Annotated in this window: 17 protein-coding genes; 4 read left to right on the top strand and 13 right to left on the bottom strand. The window is 62.5% G+C overall.

The genetic code is table 11. The annotated features are described in order from the left end of the window. The first annotated feature begins 28 nt into the window (after window positions 1-28). Window positions 29-478, top strand: coding sequence for a nucleoside-diphosphate kinase (gene ndk, locus NF78_RS24115; RefSeq protein ID WP_035992411.1), 450 nt, complete (start codon window positions 29-31; stop codon window positions 476-478). A gap of 233 nt (window positions 479-711) precedes the next feature. Here the strand turns inward: ndk and mtnC are convergent, their stop codons facing one another. From mtnC to NF78_RS24130, 3 genes are all read right to left on the bottom strand, one after another. Continuing rightward, window positions 712-1,425: an acireductone synthase gene (gene mtnC, locus NF78_RS24120; protein ID WP_035992417.1), complete on the bottom strand. Its 714-nt coding sequence runs from the start codon at window positions 1,423-1,425 to the stop codon at window positions 712-714. Then, window positions 1,412-1,963, bottom strand: coding sequence for a 1,2-dihydroxy-3-keto-5-methylthiopentene dioxygenase (locus NF78_RS24125; RefSeq protein ID WP_035992420.1), 552 nt, complete (start codon window positions 1,961-1,963; stop codon window positions 1,412-1,414). Before NF78_RS24125 ends, mtnC begins: the two co-directional genes overlap by 14 nt. Before the next feature lie 66 nt (window positions 1,964-2,029). Continuing rightward, a complete protein-coding gene (locus NF78_RS24130) occupies window positions 2,030-2,686 on the bottom strand; it encodes a methylthioribulose 1-phosphate dehydratase (protein ID WP_225885408.1) in 657 nt (218 codons plus the stop codon). Between the two features lie 170 nt (window positions 2,687-2,856). Here NF78_RS24130 and NF78_RS24135 point away from each other — a divergent pair, with 170 nt between their 5' ends. After that, window positions 2,857-3,255: a response regulator gene (locus NF78_RS24135; protein WP_035992426.1), complete on the top strand. Its 399-nt coding sequence runs from the start codon at window positions 2,857-2,859 to the stop codon at window positions 3,253-3,255. Window positions 3,256-3,785: 530 nt separating this feature from the next. Here the strand turns inward: NF78_RS24135 and NF78_RS24140 are convergent. The 6 genes from NF78_RS24140 to cheB form a co-directional block, all read right to left on the bottom strand. After that, window positions 3,786-6,695 carry a hybrid sensor histidine kinase/response regulator gene (locus NF78_RS24140; protein ID WP_035992428.1) on the bottom strand — a complete coding sequence of 970 codons (2,910 nt, stop codon included), beginning with the start codon at window positions 6,693-6,695 and terminating at the stop codon, window positions 3,786-3,788. Window positions 6,696-6,748: 53 nt separating this feature from the next. Next, window positions 6,749-8,206, bottom strand: coding sequence for a methyl-accepting chemotaxis protein (locus NF78_RS24145; RefSeq protein ID WP_081972888.1), 1,458 nt, complete (start codon window positions 8,204-8,206; stop codon window positions 6,749-6,751). A 66-nt stretch (window positions 8,207-8,272) separates the two neighbouring features. After that, window positions 8,273-9,295: a chemotaxis protein CheW gene (locus tag NF78_RS24150; RefSeq protein WP_035992431.1), complete on the bottom strand. Its 1,023-nt coding sequence runs from the start codon at window positions 9,293-9,295 to the stop codon at window positions 8,273-8,275. 225 nt (window positions 9,296-9,520) lie between these two features. Continuing rightward, window positions 9,521-11,065 (bottom strand): CheR family methyltransferase, encoded by a 1,545-nt coding sequence (locus tag NF78_RS24155; protein ID WP_035992434.1) that lies wholly within the window; start codon window positions 11,063-11,065, stop codon window positions 9,521-9,523. A gap of 3 nt (window positions 11,066-11,068) precedes the next feature. Continuing rightward, complete coding sequence (locus NF78_RS28570) at window positions 11,069-11,908, bottom strand: pentapeptide repeat-containing protein (protein WP_081972979.1); 840 nt, start codon at window positions 11,906-11,908, stop codon at window positions 11,069-11,071. Window positions 11,909-12,275: 367 nt separating this feature from the next. Next, the gene (cheB, locus tag NF78_RS24165; RefSeq protein WP_035992435.1) at window positions 12,276-13,346 is read right to left on the bottom strand and encodes a chemotaxis-specific protein-glutamate methyltransferase CheB; all 1,071 of its coding nucleotides are present in this window, start codon (window positions 13,344-13,346) and stop codon (window positions 12,276-12,278) included. Between the two features lie 306 nt (window positions 13,347-13,652). On the opposite strand from cheB, the gene cobA reads away from it, so the two are divergent. Beyond that, window positions 13,653-15,323 carry a uroporphyrinogen-III C-methyltransferase gene (gene cobA / locus NF78_RS24170; RefSeq protein ID WP_035992438.1) on the top strand — a complete coding sequence of 557 codons (1,671 nt, stop codon included), beginning with the start codon at window positions 13,653-13,655 and terminating at the stop codon, window positions 15,321-15,323. Then, a complete protein-coding gene (gene coaE / locus NF78_RS24175; protein WP_035992441.1) occupies window positions 15,305-15,913 on the top strand; it encodes a dephospho-CoA kinase in 609 nt (202 codons plus the stop codon). Before cobA ends, coaE begins: the two co-directional genes overlap by 19 nt. On the opposite strand, the gene NF78_RS24180 is transcribed toward coaE, so the two are convergent. From NF78_RS24180 to NF78_RS24195, 4 genes are all read right to left on the bottom strand, one after another. Beyond that, window positions 15,857-17,947 carry a hypothetical protein gene (locus tag NF78_RS24180; protein ID WP_035992444.1) on the bottom strand — a complete coding sequence of 697 codons (2,091 nt, stop codon included), beginning with the start codon at window positions 17,945-17,947 and terminating at the stop codon, window positions 15,857-15,859. The two genes, coaE and NF78_RS24180, sit on opposite strands and share 57 nt — an antisense overlap. Window positions 17,948-17,952: 5 nt before the next feature. Beyond that, entirely contained in the window at window positions 17,953-18,405 is a 453-nt protein-coding gene (locus tag NF78_RS24185) for an SRPBCC family protein (RefSeq protein WP_035992447.1), read from the bottom strand. A 217-nt stretch (window positions 18,406-18,622) separates the two neighbouring features. Beyond that, on the bottom strand, window positions 18,623-19,582 hold the full coding sequence (locus NF78_RS24190) for a class I SAM-dependent methyltransferase (protein WP_035992450.1): 960 nt from the start codon (window positions 19,580-19,582) through the stop codon (window positions 18,623-18,625). 132 nt (window positions 19,583-19,714) lie between these two features. Then, window positions 19,715-20,389, bottom strand: a complete 675-nt coding sequence (locus NF78_RS24195; RefSeq protein ID WP_035992453.1) for an HAD family hydrolase — start codon at window positions 20,387-20,389, stop codon at window positions 19,715-19,717. Between the last annotated feature and the right edge of the window lie 40 nt (window positions 20,390-20,429).

Below are 20,429 nucleotides of genomic sequence, written 5' to 3' on the forward strand. Positions count from 1 at the left end.
CCGAATTAAAAATTAGGAACAGGTATCTATGGAACGCACTTTTTTGATGATCAAGCCCGACGGCGTTCAGCGCGGCCTGATTAGCAACATCATCGGTCGCTTTGAAACCAAAGGCTTCACCCTGGTGGGCCTGAAGTTCATGGCCGTCTCCCGCGAGCTGGCCGAAAAGCACTACGACGTCCACCGCGAGCGCCCCTTTTTCGCTGGCCTGGTGGACTTCATCACCTCTGGCCCGGTGGTGGCCATGGTGTGGGAAGGCGAAGGCGTGATCGCCTCGGCCCGCAAAATCATCGGGGCCACCAAGCCCCTGGAGGCGGAACCCGGCACCATTCGCGGCGACCTGGGTGTCACCGTGGGTCGCAATATCATCCACGGTTCCGATGCCCCCGAAACCGCCCAGGCCGAGATTGCCCTGTGGTTTAGCGAGTCCGAACTGGTGAGCTGGGAACCCGCCGCCAAGGGCTGGCTCTACGAGTAGAGAGATCGCCCCGGAGGCCAGGGGTGCGTCCTACCCCAGCGGTGACGCACCCACCTGTCACTCCAGCACCGTGAATTACGTCCCGTTCAGAAACCCCGAAACACCGATAGGTCAGCGGTTTTGCATGTTGAATTTTGAGCTTCTGCGCAGCGGCCCTGGTGGTCTGACAATCCTAAATCTGTAGGTTGGGTGGCGCGCTAGCAGAACCCAACACGGCTAAGTGATGACAGCCCCTAGACACCCTCAAAGGTAATGGGCAACTCACCAAAGTCACGCACCACAGGCAGGGTTAACTCAAAGTTGGGGGTGCCAGGGCGCTGCACGCCACACACCTGCCAGCCCGCCTGTTGCGCCGCCGCCAGTTCCCCCGGATGGTCCGACAGAAACAGCAGCTCCTGGGGGGGCATTCCCAACGCCTCAGCAATTTTTTGGTAGGACCTGGCCTCAACCTTGGCCCCGGTGGTGGTGTCGAAGTAGCCGCTGAAGCAGGGGGTGAGGTCGCCCACAGTGGTGTGGGCAAACAGCAGCTTCTGAGCCGCGATCGAGCCCGACGAATAGACGTACAGCGGCACCCCCCGCCGCTGCCACTCCTGAATGTGGGCGGCAGCATCGTCATAGATGTGGCTGTAGTAGGCCTGGGTGCGGTAGCCCTCCTCCCAGATCATGCCCTGCACCGTTTTGAGCGGGGTGACCTTTTGGTCGGCCCTGGCCCAGGCCAGCAGTTGGGCAATGGCATCGTCCACTGAGAGGTCCGCGTCGCCCACCTCAGCTCGCACCTGAGTCAAAATGCTCTGCCCCTCGGCGGTGGGCACCAGCTCGGCCATAAAAGCCTCCAGCCGGTCTTCCGCGTAGGGAAACAGGGTGTCTTTGACGAAGGCAATGTCGGTGGTGGTGCCCTCAATGTCGAGCACGATCGCCCCCAGGGGCCGCTGATTAAACAAAGGCATGGTATTCAGGAAAGCCTTTCGCGATCGGACTCTCGGTAAAGTGGGCCACCCAGCCCTCGGGATTGCAGAACAGGCGAATGGCGGCAAACTGAGGTGCCTCGCCCATGTCGAACCAGTGGGGGGTGTTGGCGGGCACGCCGATCAGATCGCCTGCGGTGCAGAGGGTGGCGTAGATTTTGTCCCCCAGGTGCAGGTAAAACACCGCCTGCCCCTCCACAAAAAAGCGCACCTCGTCCTCTTTGTGGATGTGCTCATCGAGAAACTTCTGGCGCAGCTCCGCCTTTTGGGGATGCTCTGGGTGCATGCGAATGACGTCGGCGGTGATATAGCCGCCCTCGGCCTTGAGGCGATCGATATCTTTGGCATAGGCGGCCAGAATGGCCTCGGGGGCGGCCTCGGGGGGAAGGGGAGCCTGGGTTTGCCACTGCTCAAAGCGCACGCCAGCCTTGGCCAGGGTAGCCGCGATCGCCTCAGTGTCGCGGAACTCATCCAGCAGCGTGGCGCCGTCCTGGTCGCTAAAAATGCGGAGTAGAGTCATCGAGTCGGTGTCCTTGGATCGAGAAGAGCTAGGGTAAGGCAGGGGCCTTTACCAGTGTAAAACGCGCTACCCCAGCTTGTGGCTGAGCAGGTGGTCCTGGAGGGCACAGCTGACCAGCACCTCCAGCGCTTCGGTCGCCATCCGCGCCTGGGCTACCGTGGCTCCCCAGCTGTAGAGTCCGTGGCCAGCGATGATATAGCCAATTGGGCGCGACACCGACGCCAGACGGGCCAACACCGCTTTGCTCAGGGCGACCATATCCTGACTGTTGGCCAGAATGGGTACGGCGATGTCTACATCGTGGGTGGTTATACCTGGAAATGCTTTCAGCAATTCATAGTTGGTTAACCGCAGGTGGTCCTGGTCCTGGCTCAGCAGCCAGCGCGACAGGCTAACACAGGGGATCGAGTGGGTGTGCAGCACCGCCCCGATCTCTGGATAGGCCCCATAGAGACTGGTGTGCAGCAGCGTCTCCGCCGACGATCGCTGCCCCGGACTGAGCGCTTCCCCCGCCAGGTCAACCGCCATAATGTCCTCGACCGTCAGCTGTCCCTTGTCGCGACCGGAGACGGTAATGGCGACCGAGTCTGGGCTCAGGCGGGCGGAGTAGTTGCCGCTGGTGGCCGGTGCCCAACCCTGGCCCGCCAGAAAGCGGCCTGCCTCTACTAACGACGGCGCGATCGCATCGAGATCCATTCCAGTTTGGCCCTTGTCTATGCCCACAGGTTCAGCACTATAGCACTAATGTTTTAACGAGATAGGAGCAAGAGCCAGGACAAATTGAGCCATTCAGCGGTAGTTTGGCCTTTTGGGTAGATGTACGTTATTGAAACCTATGATTTTTGGGCATAACTATAACCAGCGCCCGTGTTGACCCAAGAGGTTGTTTGACTATGTCCACCTGTGTTGCAGCCAAGCAAACCGTTCTGTCGGTAGACGACAGCTTAATTAGCCAACAGATGATCAAACGCGCTTTGGATACCAGTTACCGGGTGCTGCTGGCGGACAACGCGGTGGATGCTCTTTCAGTTATCTATCAAGAAGCGGTCGAGGCCCTGCTGCTCGACATCTCCATGCCGGGAATTGACGGCTTCGAGCTGTGTCGTACCGTCCGCAGCCTGCCCCAGTTCAAAAATCTGCCCATTGTCATGGTGACCTCCCGCGATACCGAAGCCGATCGCCAGGAGGCCCGTATGGCCGGCGCTTCGGGCTACCTTACCAAACCCTGCGAACCCGAGCGTCTGAAGGCGGTCATGGGGCGACTACTGCCCCACACCCTGGACGGCAACTAGAGCACCGGTTCAGTATGGCTGGGATCTCGAATTTGCCACCGCGGGGTCTACAGAACCTTAACGATTCCTTGGCAGAACAGAGGTTTAAACCGATGATCGATCCCTCCTTTCCCTCGGGTCCAGGGCGGCGGAACGCCCCTGGTCGACGGGGGGCTGGAGCCAGCGACATGGCCCCAGTAGCATCTTGGGCTTAGCACCGCAGTTGTGGCTCGCGGGCCCCGACCTCGCTGCAACACAAATACTGTACCGATGCTCTAGATGCTTGCGGGGGCAAAGACCCTTTGCCCCGCCCAGTGATCTGTCAATCCTAGGATTGGTAGGCTGGGTGGCACACCAGCAGCACTCAGCAACCCCAGACGTTGCACAGCGAACCACCAAACTGTCCCACAAAATTTTCCCACAGCCCCTTGATCCCCAGGAGGCCAACTTCTTCTGGAATGGACCTCTGGTCCGTCCTGCCCCGACGATGAGCCGGAACTATTTATTTCCCTGCATTAAACAGAATCGCTCCTCGGGTACAGGAGTTTGAACTAGCTCAAAATTAAGCGATCCAGGGTTTCAAACAGCAGATCCTGGGTGAAGCTGCCCTTGGGAATGTAGGCGTTGGCTCCGGCTTCCGCGCCCCGACGGAGGTCGTCTTCGCTGGCCAGGGTGGTGACCAGTACCACGGGCAAATCGTTGAAAGCCTGGTGCTGACGGATGCGCTGGGTAAGCCCCAGGCCGTCGAGATTGGGCATTTGGACATCTGAAACAACCGCATCAAAGGCCCGCGACTGGAGTTTTTCAAACCCGTCCAGGCCATCTACCGCCGTGACGACCTCATAGCCCGCCGATTCGAGAATGCGCTTCTCCTGGGTCCGGGTGGCAATGGAATCCTCGACCAGCAAGATGCTTTTGGGCCTGGGCTGGCTGGGCACAGCACCCTGGGACCGAGCCGCCTGAGGCGAGGATGAGGAGACCAGCCGGTGGCGCACCGCTGCGATCAAGTCATGGGAATTGAGCACCAGACAGACATCGCCTGTGCCCAGAATCGTGGCCCCAGCAATGTAGCGCACCCGCTTGAGCAACTGGCTCTGGGGTTTCAGCACGACGTCCTGCTTGTCAATCAGGGCATCGACCAGAACACCCACCCGGTACAGCCCAACCTGCAAAATAATGCAGGAAAACGACTGGGTTTGAGGATAGCGGTGCTCTTCCGGCGGAGAGCCCCCGTCGCGGTAGTCGGCCTCGCCCAGATTGAGCAGTTCAGCCAGCCACACTACAGAGATTGGCTCGTCATTGTAGGCCATGGTGCTGTGACCCTCCAGCGTAAACAGATCGCTGGCCTTTACCAGGCAGGTGGTTTGCACAAACTCCACCGGCAGGGCAAAGGTTTGCCCCGCCGCTGCCACCAGCAGCACGTGGGCCGTGGCCAGGCTATTGCCCAGCTGTACCCGCAGGGTACAGCCCTGCCCCGGTACCGATTGGACCTCCACCGTGCCCTTGAGCCGTTCGACATTGGTGCGCAGCACATCGAGCCCCACCCCCCGGCCGGAGATCTCCGTGACCATAGTGCGGGTTGAAAATCCAGGGTTGAGAATCAGGGTGTGCAGCTGGCTGGGCGCCATTTGCTCTAGTTCTTCAGGGCGGTACAGCCCTCGCCGGATCGCCGTTTGTTTTACCGCGTCCAGGTCTAGCCCACGGCCGTCATCGCTGACCTCAACCACAATGCTGGTAGCGGTTTGAGCCCCGCGCAGGGTAATTGTGGCCACCTCGGGTTTGCCCTGCTGCCGCCGAATCTCAGGCGGTTCGACACCGTGGTCAACGGCATTGAGCAGCATGTGCAGGAGGGGATCTTTCATCTCCTCCAGAATGCGTTTGTCGGCGCGGGTATCTCCCCCTTCAATCACCAGCTCTACCTGTTTGCCCTGCTGCCGGGCCAGATCCCGGACCAGCCGAGGAAACAGATTGAAAATGGTTGACAGCGGCATCAGGCGCAGGGTGCGGATGCATTCGTCCATGCGGTCAGTGACGCGGTCCAGCCGGGCGGTATCTTCATGCAGGGCACTGCTGAGCCGCTCAATCAGAGTGCCAATCTGCTCCAGCTGCTGCCCGGCGCGGTGGTGAAAACTCTCAATTTGGGACCAGACCGGTTTGCCCTGCTGGGCCTCGTGGTACAGAAAGCGGTTGATCAGCAGATCTCGGCTCCACTCCTCCCAGAGGCCGGTGATGGTGTCGATTTCGGTCAGCCGATGGGCCACTCGGGTTTTGGCGATGGTTAACTCGCCGCTGTCCTTCATCAGGGCATCGAGATTTTGAGTCGGAACTCGAATGGTGTCGATGCTGTAGTTGGAGGCTTCGGTAAGGGCGGCCTCGGGCAGGGGAGGGGGAAGCAGGCAGGAGGGAGGAGATGCGGGGGATGGGGCGGTGGCGATCGCGTCCGGGGGGGCGCCTGGAGCAGAGCCTGCGGTTGCCCCAGCGGGCTGAGGCGGGGTGGCGACCTCGGTGAGGGCCGCGATCGCGCCAGCGGCATCCACGCCGGTGGGCTCACCCGTGGTCGCTTCGTAGACCAGCTGCTGCATGGCGGCCAGGCCCTGGGAGAGGCGATCGCAGAGTTCAGCCGACAGCGATGCAGCCCGGCCGTTTACCTGGGTGAGGATGTGCTCAATCTGGTGGGCAATTTGCCCCAGGTCGGCGACCCCCAGCATGGTGCTATCGCCCTTGAGGGAGTGGGCGGCGCGCATCAGCGCTTCGATCACCGCCGGGTCGTCGGGGTGGTTTTCCAGGTGCAGCAGGCCCTGGTCGATGGCTTGCAGGTGCTCTTCGCTGGCGCTTTTGAAGATGCCGCGCAGGTGGTCGTCGTCGATGTAGCGATCGCTGCGCTCCAGCGTTTGGGTGGCGACAGTAGCCACCTGGACCGCAGGGGAATCGGCCTCCAGGTCGGCCACCACCGCCGGGGGCAGATCCGCAAAGATGGCGTCGGCGAGGTCGTAGGCGGCTGAATCGGTGACTGGGGCAGCGCCATTCCCGTTCGGGCTGGGGGCGGGTTCAGGGCCGTGGTCTGACTGGGGCGGCGCCGCCAGATCGGCCCCCATCAGCGTGGCGATCGCGTAGAACGTCTGGATCTGGGCCGGTTCGCCGGTCACCGCCTCGTGGGCAATCTGCCGCATCGCCTCCAGGCCGTGGGCCAGACGGTCGAACAGCTCGGCGGAAAGCGGCTGTTTGCCCTGTTTAATGCCCCCCAGCACATGCTCAAACTGGTGGGCTACCTTGCCCAGGTCGGTGACCCCCAGCATGTTGCCGTCGCCCTTCAGTGAGTGGGCCTCGCGCATCAGACTGGCCAGGTTGTCCAGGTCGTCGGGATGCTTTTCGAGGTGCAGCAGGCCCTCGTCGATGGCTTGCAGACGCTCCAGGCTAGAGGTCTTAAAAATACTGCGCAGCTCGCTGTCGTCGATCATCATGGCAGGTGCTTTTCCCTAGGGTCTATGCGGGCTCCCGGCTGGGGTCGTCGGGGCTAAATCGCCACCTTGAGCTGGTGGGCGCTCTCGTTGAGCTGGTGAGTGCCCACTTTGATCTGACTGATGCCGTTGGCGGTTTCCTGGGCTCCAGTGTTGAGGCTGTTCATGGCGCTTACCACCTGCTGAATGGCCACCGCCTGCTGCTTGACGTTGAGGGAAATCTGCTGGCTGTTGAGCACGACATGGTTGACGGCATCGGCAACACCGGCAAACGTATCGGCGGTTTCTTCGGCAATTTTGACCCCTTCTTCCACTTTTTTGGTGCCCTCATCGGTGACCATGACAGTGGAATTGATGGCGGTTTGGATGTCGGCCACCAGGGCGTTGATTTTTTCGGCAGAGCGCTTGCTCTGGTCGGCCAGCTTGCGAATTTCTCCAGAGACCACGGCAAAGCCCTTGCCGTGTTCACCCGCTCGCACCGCCTCCACAGCGGCGTTGAGGGCTAGCATGTTGGTCTGGTTGGCCAGGTCGCTGACCAGGCCAGAGATGCCGCCAATCTGGCTGGTCTGCTCGCTGAGCCGCAGAATCTGATCGGCGATCGCATCCACCTTTTCGCGCAGGGCGGTCATGCCGTCGAGGCTGCGCTCCACCGCCAGGGTACCGCTCTCGGCCAGGGCCAGGGCCTGCCGGGCTCCGGCGGCGGCGGCTTCGGCCTGCTCCGCCGACTGGCGCGAGGAGGCCCCCAGTTCATCCATCGTGGTGCTGGTTTCGCTGACGGAGGCCACCTGCTGGCTGCTGGTGCGCTCCTGCTGCTCCACGCTGGCGGCAATTTCGCTGGCCGAACTGGCGATATCGCTAGCAGCCCCGTTCATGATCCGCGAGGCCTTGAGCACAATCAGCGTGCCGATCAGCGTTGATAGGATGACCGACAGCGCGGCGGCACCGATCAGGGTCGCTTGCAGACTCCGCAGGGCTGCTGTTTGACGGGTCTCGTCGATCGCGACAATCTCGTCTTCGATCTGTTCCATCGTCGAAATCAAACTGTCAATTTGGCTATTTAGGGCGCGACCATTGCTCTCGCGCCAGGCCTGTACGCCCTCCTGGCTCTGGTTGGCATTGACTAGATTGATCATGGTTTGGTGCACATCCATGAACTGGTTGATCAGCGACTCTAACTCAGATAGGTTTTGCTGCTGCACCTCATTGGTGACCTGATTATTTAGCTCATCCATCAGGGCCGTGTAGTCGGTTTTGGCCTTGTTAAAATCCAGCAGAGAGGTCGGGTTTCTTTGGAGCAGGTAGCCCCGGGTAGCGCGGGACATGATCTGAACATTGAGGTTGACATGATCAATTTTTTCCTTGTTCTCCCGCGCCTGTTTGACTTCCTCAAAGATGTGAGCAAGCTGGCGCACGTTGACCACCGTGACCCCAGCGGAGAGAATCAGCGCTACAACCGGGACGGCATAGCCCAGTACAATCCAGTGGCGCAGCTTCCAAATCTTGTGCATTTTCATGGCGAATCTCCGTAGGGGTGGCAAGGGTAGAGGCTAAGGTAAAAACGGGCGATCGCCCCGGGGGAATCAGGCCGCCTGATCGACCACTAGCTCACCCTGGGTCAGCAGCCGGGGCAAGTCTAGGAGGCTCATCATGGCATCGCCGTAGCGGGCGATGCCTCCGAGGTAGGGGTTTTCGCTGGAGTGAACGGTGGTAGGCAGGGCGGCAATATCGGCGGCGTCAACGTAGATGACGTCAAAAACATCGTCGACAACTACCCCTGCGACCAGCGACCCCAACCGCATGACCACGGCTTTGGCGGGCCGATTGGCGGTGGTCTGGGGCAGGTTGAGGAAACGCCGCACATCCACCAGGGTCAACACCTCGCCCCGCAGATTCATGTTGCCGACCACGTGGGGCGGACAGCAGGGGATCGGCGTGATCCGGGAGATGTTGGTGAACTCGTGCACCATCTCCAGCCCCAGGGCAAAGTGCTCCCCGGCCAGGCTGATCACCGCCAGGGCAGCCAGATCGGAGGAGACAGTATCGGTGGCCAAAAGCTGTGCCAGCCCGGCCGCGCGATCGCGCAGCACCTGCTGCTCAGCTGGGGTAAACTGCGCCATGAAGCGGTCGAGCGGAACCCCGGCCTCGGCGACGGGGGCCTCTGGGGCCACCCTCGCCGCCCCCTGCCCCAGCACCTGGGGGTTGAGCAGGACAATCACCCTGTCGCCAATCTGGGCCAGCCCGGCGGTAAGGGAAGCCTGGGTATCCCCGATGTAGGGGGTAGTGGCGGTCACCGTGATCTGGTCGAGGGCGATCGTCGCTACGTTTTGAATCTGGTCAACCACCAGCCCCACCATCTGGTCGTCATGCTGCACCAGGACCACGGCCTGGCTCAGGCGGTTGGGTTCGCCGGGGTGGCCCAGATACCGCTTCAGATTGAGAACGGGCAGCAGTTGCCCGCGCAGGTTGAGCACGCCCGCCACCTCGGATCCCACGTCGGGCACCGAGGTGAGGGCGGGCAGCAAAAAGACTTCCTTGACACAATCTGCCGCCAGTCCGTAGGGGGTATCGCCCAGGGTAAACAGCAGATAAGACTTTGAGGGCATAGCGAAATAGCTGGGAAAAACGTTGGGGCAGGCTCAGTTTTTTGCCGATCGAGAGGGGCGCTGGGTTCAGACCGCAGCACCGTTCGGCTTAGCATTCCCGAGAAAGGCGAACGGGCAGCAATTAATTTCAACAAAAGTGCTGAAACTCGGACCTGACCAGAATTTGGACGGGAAAACGGGCGGGGTTAGCGCGCAGCGATTGATAGGACGAGGGGGTCGTCTTCGCTAACCCTCCCGAGCCCCAACCTTTTGGCTGAGGTGCGTCTGCCACTGGGCGACGGTTGTGTCACTGTCGCGATCAAGGCGAGTATCGGGGGGCAGTTTGGCCAGTAGCTTGAGGGCCTGGTCGTGAATTTTTTGAGTCTTGTCGGGCTGATTTTCGCGCTCGTAGATGCTGGCTAGATCCAGGTAAGCTTTCACAAAGCTGGCGTCTAAATAGATGATTTTTCGTAAATGCCCTTTGGCGGCTTCCAGGTCGTTTTGATCCTCGGCGATCTGGGCCAACAGGTAGTAGGTCTCGACGCTCAGCGGCTGACGCCGAATGATTTGCAGGCAGAGATTCTTGGCCTGTTCATGGCAGCCGGTGTTGGCGTAGGCATGGGCGGCAATTTTGCGGGCGGCATCGCAGCTGGGGTGAGCTTTCAAAATGGCCTCGGCCCGCTGAATGGCGCTGGTGTAAGCTTCCTGTCGAAGCCGTCCCTCCGCCTCCTGTAGCGCTTTTTCCAGATCATGCTGGGCCAGGCCGGTATCCCTGGATTTGGGCCGAGCCGTCGGCTGAGTCACCCTGGGGGCGAGCGATCGCGGCCGTTCTGGAGCGCGGGGGAGGGAGAGAGCCGGTTCAGGCGGCGGGGGCTCCGGCTGAGTCACCATCGGTACTGGCCTGGATGGCTTTCTATAGATGACTGACTCTGGAAAACTTAGGGTCTGGAACTGGCTGGTATCCTGGCTGTAGAGCTCGGTATGGCCGGTGATCAAGTAGCCCTCAGCTCCCAGGGCGCCGTGGAATTTTTGCAGGATTTGGCCAATCGACTGGCGATCGAGGTAGATAAAAACGTTGCGGCAAAAAATCAAATCTATGGCGCACAGCCCCTGGGCTGGATTGGGACAGGCATCCTGGAGCAGATTGCCGTACTGAAAGATCACCCGCTGCCGCAGGCGATCGCAAATCTTGTCTACCTGATGGTGGGGGGCAAAGTACTTTTGCCGCAGGGCTATCGGCGTCTGCCGAAATGACCAGTTGCCGTAGAGCCCCAGGCGGGCGCTGTCTACCGCAGTCGGGCTGAGGTCGGTGCCGATCAGCAGGGTATCCCAATGGTCCCAGGGAAAGTTGAGTTCATCCAGGGCGATCGCAATCGAGTACAGCTCCTCCCCGGTGGAGCAGCCAGCGCTCCAGATCCGCAGGCTGGGTCTGCCCCCCGGACCAGCGGCAGCTTGCTTGCGGCCAATCAGTTCGGGAAGAAGGTGCTGTGTGAGTAACCGGAACTGATTGCTGTCACGAAAGAAGTAGCTTTCGTTAACGGTCAAAATTGAGTACAGTTCCTGCCACTCGGAGCGATCGCCCCCCAGGCCAGCGACACCGGGCCAAGCCCCTGCCCTCGGCTCCAGTTCCTGCAGCAGACAGGTATAGTAATCGGCCAGGGAGGACAACCCCAAGCATTTGGTCCGCCGCCACACCTTTTCCGCCAGCAGGCTGTAGTCCTGGTCGCGAATGTGAATGCCGGAGTGGCGGCTGATCAGACTGCTGATACGCTTCAGATTGGGGTCGTCCATAGCTTAGTTCAAAGCGCTAGAGTCGACGGTGATGGCATCGCGGTCGTGGCCGGGGTGGGTGAGGATGAGCTGTCCCAGGTTGACGCGCCACAGGTTGGTTTTCTTAAAGTTGGCCCCCGCCAGCTGTGCGTAGTCGAGGCAGGCCTCCGACAGATTGGCCCGAAACAGGTTGGCGTTTTCCAGGCAGGTATTGCTGAGGTCGGCCAACCGCAGCACCGCCTCGCGCAGGTCGGCTTCGGTCAAGTCGGCCCCCGCCAGCACGGCCCGAAACAGGTTGGTACCCACGCAGCTGGCCCGCCGCAGGTTGGCTTTGGCCATATTGGCTCCCATCAGGCTGGCGCAGCTCAAATTGGCCTGGCACAGGTTGGCGTTACACAGGTTGGAGTAGTAAAACGTAGTCCTCACCAGGCTGGCCGACTGGAGAATGACCTCTCGCATGTCAACTTCATAGAAATTCGATTCCCCCAGGTCGGCATCGGTCAGCAGCGTTTCCTGCATGTCGGCTTTGTAGAAGTGGGAATGCCGCAGGTTGGCGTTACTGAGGTTGGCCGTGTAGAGGTTAGTTTTGTAGAAGTCCACCATGCTGAGGTTGGCGCTGCTGAGGTCGGCCATGCACAGGTCGCAGCGGTACAGCGTGGAGGACTCAAAGTTGGCCTGGGTGAAGACGCTTTCCCGCAGGTTGGCCTCATAGAAATTGGCGTGCCGAAAGTCTACCCCAGGCAGATAGAGCCGCCCTAAATCTGCCCCCTGAAAGTCTGGCCGAACACCAGGATTTTGAAGGCGCCAGGCATTCCAGGTCTCAACGCCCTTGTTCAGTATGTTCAGATGTTCGGTGTTGGCCATTGGTTGGTAGCTCCCTAAGTTGCGCAGGTGGGGCTGGCCGCCCTGCACGATGTGACGATGTCAAAGGCGGCCCTTATCCCAGGGAAATCGACGGACGACTTGACCCCAGAGGCGGCTAAGGAACCATGGGTGGCCTGGCCTGGGAAGCAGGCCAGGCCACCGTTTTATTGGATTGGCAGGCTCTAAGTCAGGCTCTGTAAGCACGCTTGGGCCGGGCAGCAGGAGCCTCTCGACCTCAATTTTCCCCGCTGGAATGACTTATTAACACTTGTACACAAAGTTACGTAATTTCCTCAGCTCCCCGAGAAACTACGCAGCGCCCTGGGGTCTATCCAGCTGACGAGGACGGGCCGTGGGGCGTACGGCTCTAGCTGGGCAGCGTGGGCGAGACCTGGGCCAGCAGATAGGGCGCGATCGCATTCAGCGGCAGAACCTTTTGGACGGCCCCCAGGGCGATCGCCTCCTTGGGCATGCCAAATACGACACAGCTGGCTTCGTCCTGGGCAATGGTGAGACCGCCGGCCTGGGCCAGGGCCTGTAGCCCGTCGGCCCCGTCGCGGCCCATGCCCGTGAGCAACACCCCCACCGCCGCTCGCCGATAGTGGGCCGCCACCGACTTAAACATCACCGTGGCCGACGGGCAGTGCCCCGCCACCGGGGCCCCTGGAGTCAGCACCAGCCGCCCCTGGGAGCCAATTTCCAGGTGGTGGCGTTCGGGCGGAAAGTACACCACTCCCGGCTGGGGTAGGTCGCCGGGGGCGGCGATCGCCACCCGCAGTTCGCAGCTGCTGTCCAGCCAGTCCACCAGGCCCTGCAAAAAGCCGTCGCTGATGTGCTGCACACACAGGATGGGTACCGGCAGCGTCTTGGGCAACGACTGCAAAATCGTCAGCAGCGCCTGGGGGCCGCCCGTGGAGGCCCCAATGGCCACCAGCCGGGGACTTTTAGTTTCCCTGGGCAATGTCGCTGGCCTGGGCGGAGGGGCCGCCGCCCCTGGGGAGGGGCCGCGCCGTCGATGGGTAAACACCGACACCCCGGCCAGTACCCGAATTTTGGCCAGCAGATCGGTTTTAACCTGCTCGTACTCGGCGTCTAAACCCGCGCGGGGTTTCGGAAAAATATCGAGGGCACCGGCCTCTAAAATGCGAAACACGGTTTGGGTATCGTCCTCTCGCACCGACGCGCTAATCACCAGAATCGGGCAGGGAAAGCGCGCCATCACCTCCGCGGTGAGCTCCAGCCCGTCCATTTTGGGCATGTGCAGATCGGTACAGATCAGGCTGGGGTTAACCATGGGAATCATCGCCAGCGCCTCTTGCCCGTTGCGAGCTACCCCCACCACTTCCATATCCGGGGCGCTGCGCAACATGCGCTGCAGAATGGCCAGGGCAACGGGGGAATCTTCGACAATCAGGAGGCGAATGGGGCCAGTGGTCATGCGATCGCTTGGGTAAGTACTGCTCTCAGGGGTGGGTTTTCAGGCCGGGGAGGTTAAAGCATATAGCTTTCCCGTCGTCTTATAGCGATAGCCATGGTGCGGCTAAGCAATCTTTTGTGGAGTGGGCTGTTCCCCCAGGCTGTTCCACCAGTCTAAAGCCGAGCAAAGCTGCCTTGAATCCGCCTTCTGTATCGATGCTATCCAGCCGCCGTTGGGGGTAGCACTGCTGGAGGGCTGTGGGCAAGGTACTCTAGGCTTTAGAGTGGGGGATACTCACCGCTTGTAAACGTCGCAGCCGTTTTGACCATGATTCAGCCGGGGCCAGTGTACATCGTAGGGGCGGGGCCGGGGAGCCTCGACTACCTCACCCTGCGAGGTTTTGCCCTGGTGCAGCAGGCGGAGTGCCTGGTGTACGACGCCCTGGTGGACGAAGGGCTGCTGGCTTTGCTGCCGCAGGGGTGCGATCGCATTGACATGGGCAAGCGCGGCGGCCAGCCCAGCCCGGCCCAGGACGAGATCAGCCGGCTGCTGGTGGAGCTGTCCCGCTCCGGTCGCCGGGTAGTGCGGCTGAAGAGTGGCGACCCCTTTATCTTTGGTCGCACCGCCGCCGAGGTGCAGGCACTGCGGGAGGCGGGCTGCCCGGTGGAGGTGGTGCCCGGCCTGTCCTCGGCCCTGGCTGCCCCGCTGCTGGCGGGCATTCCCCTCACTGACCCGGTGTGGAGCCACGGCTTTGCGGTGGTTACCGCCCACAACCCCGACCTGCTCGACTGGGGTACCCTGGCCCGCCTCAAAACCCTGGTGGTGCTGATGGGCAGCCGCCATCTAGAGGAGATCGTGGGGCGTCTGCGGGCCAGCGGCTGCCGGGGCGATATGCCGGTGGCGATTATTCGCTGGGGCGGCCATCCCCAGCAGCAAGTCTGGGAGGGCACGCTGCTGACCATTGCCCAGGTGACCCGGGGCGAAATCCTCTCCCCCTGCGTAATGGTGTTTGGGGAGGTGGTGCGGCTGCGGCGGTATTTGGGGGGCGTTGAAATTCAAAATTCAAAATTTTTTGGAGCCCCACCCCTGCCCCTCCCAGGAGGGGATACAGAGACATTGGCGGTGCATTGCTCCGCCAATGCACCCTACGCACCTCACCCCCCTTCACCCATCCACCCATCCACCCATCCACCCATCCACCCATCCACCCCCCAACCCCTCACCCCAAAGACCATCCTGATCACCCGCGCTACGGAGCAGTCCAGCGCCTTTGCCGATCTGCTTACGGCCCAGGGCGCTACGGTGGTCGATCTGCCAGCGCTGGAGCTGCGGCCCCCGTCGAGCTGGGCCGGGCTGGATGGGGCGATCGCAGCCCTGCCCACCTTCCACTGGCTGATTCTGTCCTCGGCCAACGCCGTCACCTTCTTTGTCGATCGGCTGCTGGAGCGGGGTCAGGATCTGCGGGCGTTGAGCGGGCTTAAGATTGCCGTGGTGGGCCGCAAAACGGCGGCAGTGCTTAAACAGCGAGGACTGGTGCCGGACTTTGTCCCGCCCGACTTTGTGGCCGATTCGATGGTTAAACACTTTCCTGAACCTGTGGCGGGGCAGCGGCTGCTGTTCCCCCGGGTGGAGCGCGGCGGCAGAGAGGTGCTGGTGCAGGAGTTTACCGCCGCCGGGGCCGAGGTGGTGGAAGTGGCGGCCTACGAAACGGGCTGCCCGGAGGTCCCGGATCCAGCGGCCCTCCAGGCGCTCCAGGGGGGCCAGGTCGATGTGATCACCTTCGCCAGTTCCAAAACCGTTGTCCACACCGCCCAGCTGCTGGAGCAGGGCTTGGGGGCAGACTGGCGCGGGGTGCTCAAGGGCGTGGCGATCGCCTCCATTGGCCCCAAGACCTCCGACACCTGCCGCGAACTCCTGGGCCGGGTGGACATTGAGCCGGCGGAGTACACCCTGGACGGACTGACGGAGGCGATCGCCGCATGGGCCAGCGCATCCTAGGGCTCACCGGGGGCATTGCCACCGGCAAGTCAACCGTCGCCGACTACCTGGCGCGGGTGCACCACCTGCCCGTGCTCGATGCCGACCTCTACGCCCGCCAAGCGGTGGAGCCAGGCACCGCCGCCCTGGAGTCGATTGTGTCTCGCTACGGTGACGCGCTGCTCCACGGCGATGGCACGCTCAACCGCGCCAGGCTGGGGGAGATTGTCTTTGGCGACCCCGCCGAAAAAGCCTGGCTGGAGCAGCAGATTCACCCGGTGGTGCGGCAGCACTTTGCGGCGGCGATGGCGGAGCTGGGGACGGCGGCGATCGTCGTACAGGTGATTCCGCTGTTGTTTGAAGCCAACCTGACCGACCAGGTGAGCGAAATTTGGGTGGTGACTTGCCCGGAGGATGTGCAGCGCCAGCGGCTGATGGCCCGCAACGGTCTGAGCCTGGAGCAGGCCAACGCCCGCATCCAGAGCCAGATGCCCCTGGCCGCCAAAGTAGCCCAGGCCGACGTTGTGCTCGACAACTCGGCGGATCTGACCGCCCTATTTCGCCGGGTCGATCAGGCGCTGCAGCACATCCCCCAGGGCCGTCGGGGTTAGGGCGTTGTCGGGTTTGGCGTAGGCGCGGTAAGGGCAGGCCCGGGTTGGCCCCCGGTGGTGCAGCCACAGGGCACAAAGAGTGGTGCGCCCAGGGGCGTGGGCCCAGAGCCCCTGGTGATTGGAGAGGTCGATGACGGTGGCCAGGTCGGTCTGCTGCTGGAGCCAGTGGCGCAGGGGAGCGCTGTTGCGCTGAGCCCAGAACGGGTCGAGCAGGACGGCACAGCGCCCGTCGGGGCGCAACAGCTGCAAACTTCGCTCTAGAAACAGCCGCGACCAGTACAGCCGACTCTGGCCCTCCCCCCCCTGGCTGCTGTGGGGGTAGGCGTCGCATCGGCGCAGGTACTGGCTCACCCAGGCCACCTGCCCCCGGTACTCGGCCCAGGCCTGGGTGAGGTCAGGGTCGATGGTGAGCACCGACTGCTGGTTGTGCAAAAAGGTGGATGGGGCCACGTTTTTTTGCTCAAACAGGCTGGCGTAGCGCTCCACAAACTCGGCCTTGGACGCCTCGACCACCCCGGAGGGAAAGTGGCTCAGCACGATGTCAAAGCCGCCCTGGTCGCGCAGCCGGTGGTGAAAGTAGAACCCCCAGTGAAAGGGCTGGGCCACCTCGATATCGGCCTGGCTGAGGGGGCGGGTAGGGCGGCTGCCGTTGGGGTCGGGGACCCGCAGGCTGAGCTGCTGACTGCACTCGCTCCACAGCAGGTGGGTGAGTTTGCTGTGGGCAATGGCGTTGAGTTCGTCGAGGCGATCGCGCAGAAAGTCGGCCTGGGCGTAGGCGGGTACATTGCCCACCTCGGCCAGCAGCTGGGTTTGGCTGCGGTAGTGCTCCAGCCGCACCTGGCGCTCCGCCAGCACCGACTGGTAGCTGTCGGCGATCAGCGGCTGGAGCAGATTGCCCTGGAGCAGGGTTTCAGACGCTGGGGTTTTGGCCTTGGCCCCCCGTCGGGCGGGCACCTGGTCAAAGCGTTCGTCATCCACCCGCACCAACCCGACCAGGGCATTGCCCTGGAGTACCGTCAGGGTCAGATCGGGCAGGCTGGCCAGCTCGCTGGGGCGACGGGTGTGCTGCACCCCGACCAGCCACAGCCGCAGCCGAGTCAGCTCCACCGCCGGGGGCCACAGGTCGAGTCCGTAGAGGGCGTGGTTGGCCAGGTGCTGGTAGAGGCCGACGCTGGGGCTCAGGGATGACCCGGCTGGGGGCAGGTGGGCCCAGCTGGGTACAGCCTTATCCCCGCTGGGAAGCGCGATCGCCCGCAGCCGCTGGGCCAGATCCAGCAGCTGGTGCAGCGCCGCCACCAGCAGGCGGCCCGAGCCGCAGGCGGGGTCGAGCAGGGTGAGCTGGCCCAGTTCGGCCAGGAGTGCCCCAGCTTCGGCGGGGGCGAGGTCCTGCAGCAGCTCGTCGGTGTCTCGGTGGCGGCGTCCGGTGAGGGCGGCGGCGCGATCGAGCAGGGTGGCGTGAATGGTGCGATCGCACAGCGACGCCAGCAGCGGGGCGGGCGTTGCCACCCCCGGCCCGCCGTAGCCATTGACCACCTGCTCCAGCAGCACCCCCAGCCCCCCATCGAGACCCTCTGGGGCCACCGCCGCCAGGTCGGCCAGCCAGTTCAGGGCCGGTTCAAAGGCGGCGTCGGGCAGGGGAAGGTGGCCCCAGCGCTGGTCTAGCTCCGTAAACCGAAACGGCCCCGTGGGCACAAACGGCAGCGCCCCCAGCCGCTGGTGGAGCAGCGGCGGCCATTCCTCGGCGGGCAGGGTAAACCCCTGCTGGCACAGGGGCTGAAACACCTGGGCGAAAAACCGATTCAGCTCGCGCTGCTGGCTCTGGCCAAACTGGTTGTGCAGGTACCACTCGTCACCGCCCAGGTAGCCCCGCTGCTGTAGCGCTCCCACGGCAATCAGCCGGGCCAGCAGCAGGGTGGCATAGTGGCGGCGCTGATCGCCCGGCAGCGGCAGCAGGGCATCGGTCAGGGCCTGCCAGCTCTGCTGAAACCCCGCCGCCAGGGCTGGGGTCGGGGTTTGCTCTGCCGAAAGGCCCATCGCCCCTAGGCTGAAGGGGACTGCTTAGCCGCCATAGCGTAATCGCGAAAGCGGTTGAGGTCGTCCTGCAGGGTAGCCTCGACCAGGCGTCCCAAAAACAGGCCATCCATCCACTTGATTACGGCGGGCACCGAGTAGGAGACGGTGAGTTTGACGGTGGACTGTCCTTCTTTGCGATCGTAGAAGCGAATGGCCCCCCGGTTGGGCAGGCCGTCGATCGCCTCCCACTGAATAATTTGGTGGGTGACCAGGTTGGTAATTTTGGAGCGCCAGGTAAACTCCAGCCCCCGCGAGGCCAGCTTCCACTCTGAAATATCGGGGTCGGCCTCAGAAATTCTGACGGAGTCGATCCACTTCATCCAGCGGGGCATTTGCTCCAGGTCAGACCACAAATCCCAGGAGGTTTCTACCGGCACATCGACATCTACCAATACGCTGTGATCGAGCCATTCACCCATGGTTTATCCTGCCGTTGATTGAGGCTGTGCCGATGGCGACCGGCAAACTGACGTTGCGATCGCCAAACCCGTTTCAGGGCAGCGTCATGCCACGCCAGCACTGAGCCTATTCTACCCGCATTTCTACGGGGACAGGTGTCCAGATGGGTTTTGTCGGCTCCAAAGGGCTCATGCCGCTGCGCGGAGTTCAAAATCGCCCCTTCACCCCCGCACCCCTTCACCCGCCCTTTCGGGCCACCAGCGTACGGTGGCGAGGATCGCTGGGCACCATCACGGGCGTCTCAAACCCCGCCTCCCTCAGCGCCACCTCCAGATCAAAGGTGTAGTAGTCGTCGCTCCAGGGTTCGGTGCTTTTCATCAGGGTAAACAGGACGGGGGGCAGCGACTGAATTACCGGCGACTGAGGGTTGTTGTCCACAATCGCCAGCACCCCGCCCGGTCGCAGCACCCGCAGGGCTTCGGCAAAGATGGCCTGGGTGGCGGTGCGGGGCAGTTCGTGGGCGACAAACTGCATGGTGACCACATCGAAGGAAGCGGCGGCAAAGCCGGTCGCCTCGGCGGCGGCGTGGACCCACTGGGAAATTTCGCCCTGGGTGTCCTGGGTCTGGGCTACCGCCAGCATGTAGGGCGACAGGTCGAGGCCCACGGTGCGCAGGGGGTGGTTGGGATCACTTTTCGGGGCGTAGTGGCGGTGGACGCTGAGGGTGGACAGGCCCACTGAGCAGCCCAGATCGAGAATGTCGCGCACCTGGGGGGGGCGGTGCTGGTTGAGCACAGTCAGAAAGCTCTGCCGCAGCCGTTCCTGGGCTGCTTGCCAGGAGAGATTGTCCTGGGGCCAAACCCTCAGGGCCATGGCATAGGTGGCGGGGGCGGCTTCAAAAGCGGCCTGCCAGCAGAGGTTACCCTCGCTGTAGGCATGGAAGGGCACCTGGTAATAGTCGGGATAGACCACAGCCGGATTGGTCAGGGCCTCTAGCCGCTGGCGCATGGCGGGGGTGTCGAGCTCGGCGCAGGTCTGCCGCCAGGGCACGCCGTTTTTCTCGGCGGTTTTGATCATCACCTGGCGGGCCTGGCGCTTCATCAGCGCGTAGAGAAGCGGGGTTTGAATGGCGCGGTTAACCAGGCGGGAGAGCAGGTCGTCGCCCGCCCAGTCGGGCTTGAGTTTGGTCGCGGTCATGGGTAGCGGTTTAGGGGTTTAGGCTACTCTACCGGATTCCCAGGCTGTCCCGGTAGGGATTTGGTTGCCTGAGCGACACCTGGGCACGGCTACCTGGGGAACGAGAGGGCTCGACGGCCAATCGCCTAAGCCTCAAACCGCTGTGGCCTGAGCTAGGGGGGAGCGATCGTAGTGGTGGAGCAGATCGGCGGGATCGTCGTAGATGGCGATCGCCCCCGCCAGCTCCTCGTCGCTGAAGCCACCGGAGCGGACTGCAATCACCTTTACCCCGGCCTTTCCAGCCGCTTCAATGTCGTAGGGAGTGTCGGCCAGCATCACGACGCGACCGGGGTCAAGCTCGGCTTTTTTCAGCGCAGCCTGGACAATGTCGGGGGCTGGCTTGGAGTTCTCCGCCTCGCTGGAGGAAGTGGTTTCGTGCAGCAGATCGTCCACTTCGGCGACCTTGAGCATGACCTCCAGTTCGCGATCGCTGGCGGAGGTGGCAACGATCACCCGAAACTCAGCCTCCATTAACGCCTGCACCAGCTCCCGTGCTCCGGCGGTGGGTTTGAGCTGCGGGCGATACTTGGTCAGCACCAGCTCTTTGTGGTCGCTGGCGATGGTTTTGCCGGGCTCCTGGTCTTCGCTAAGCTCGGCCATCAGCGTGGGCAAAAGCTGATCGCCCCCCATCCCCATCAGCGGACGCACCTGCTCAAACGGCACGTCATAGCCGTGGCTGGCAAAGGACTCGACCCAGGCCTGGGCGTGGATGTCATTGCTCAAAACCAGGGTGCCATCAATATCTAAAATAACGCCGTCAAGTGCCATAGTCGCCCACCCTTACAGTCCCATCATCCTGGCATGGGCC

This window comes from Leptolyngbya sp. KIOST-1, assembly GCF_000763385.1.
Classification (GTDB): Bacteria; Cyanobacteriota; Cyanobacteriia; order Phormidesmidales; family Phormidesmidaceae; genus Nodosilinea.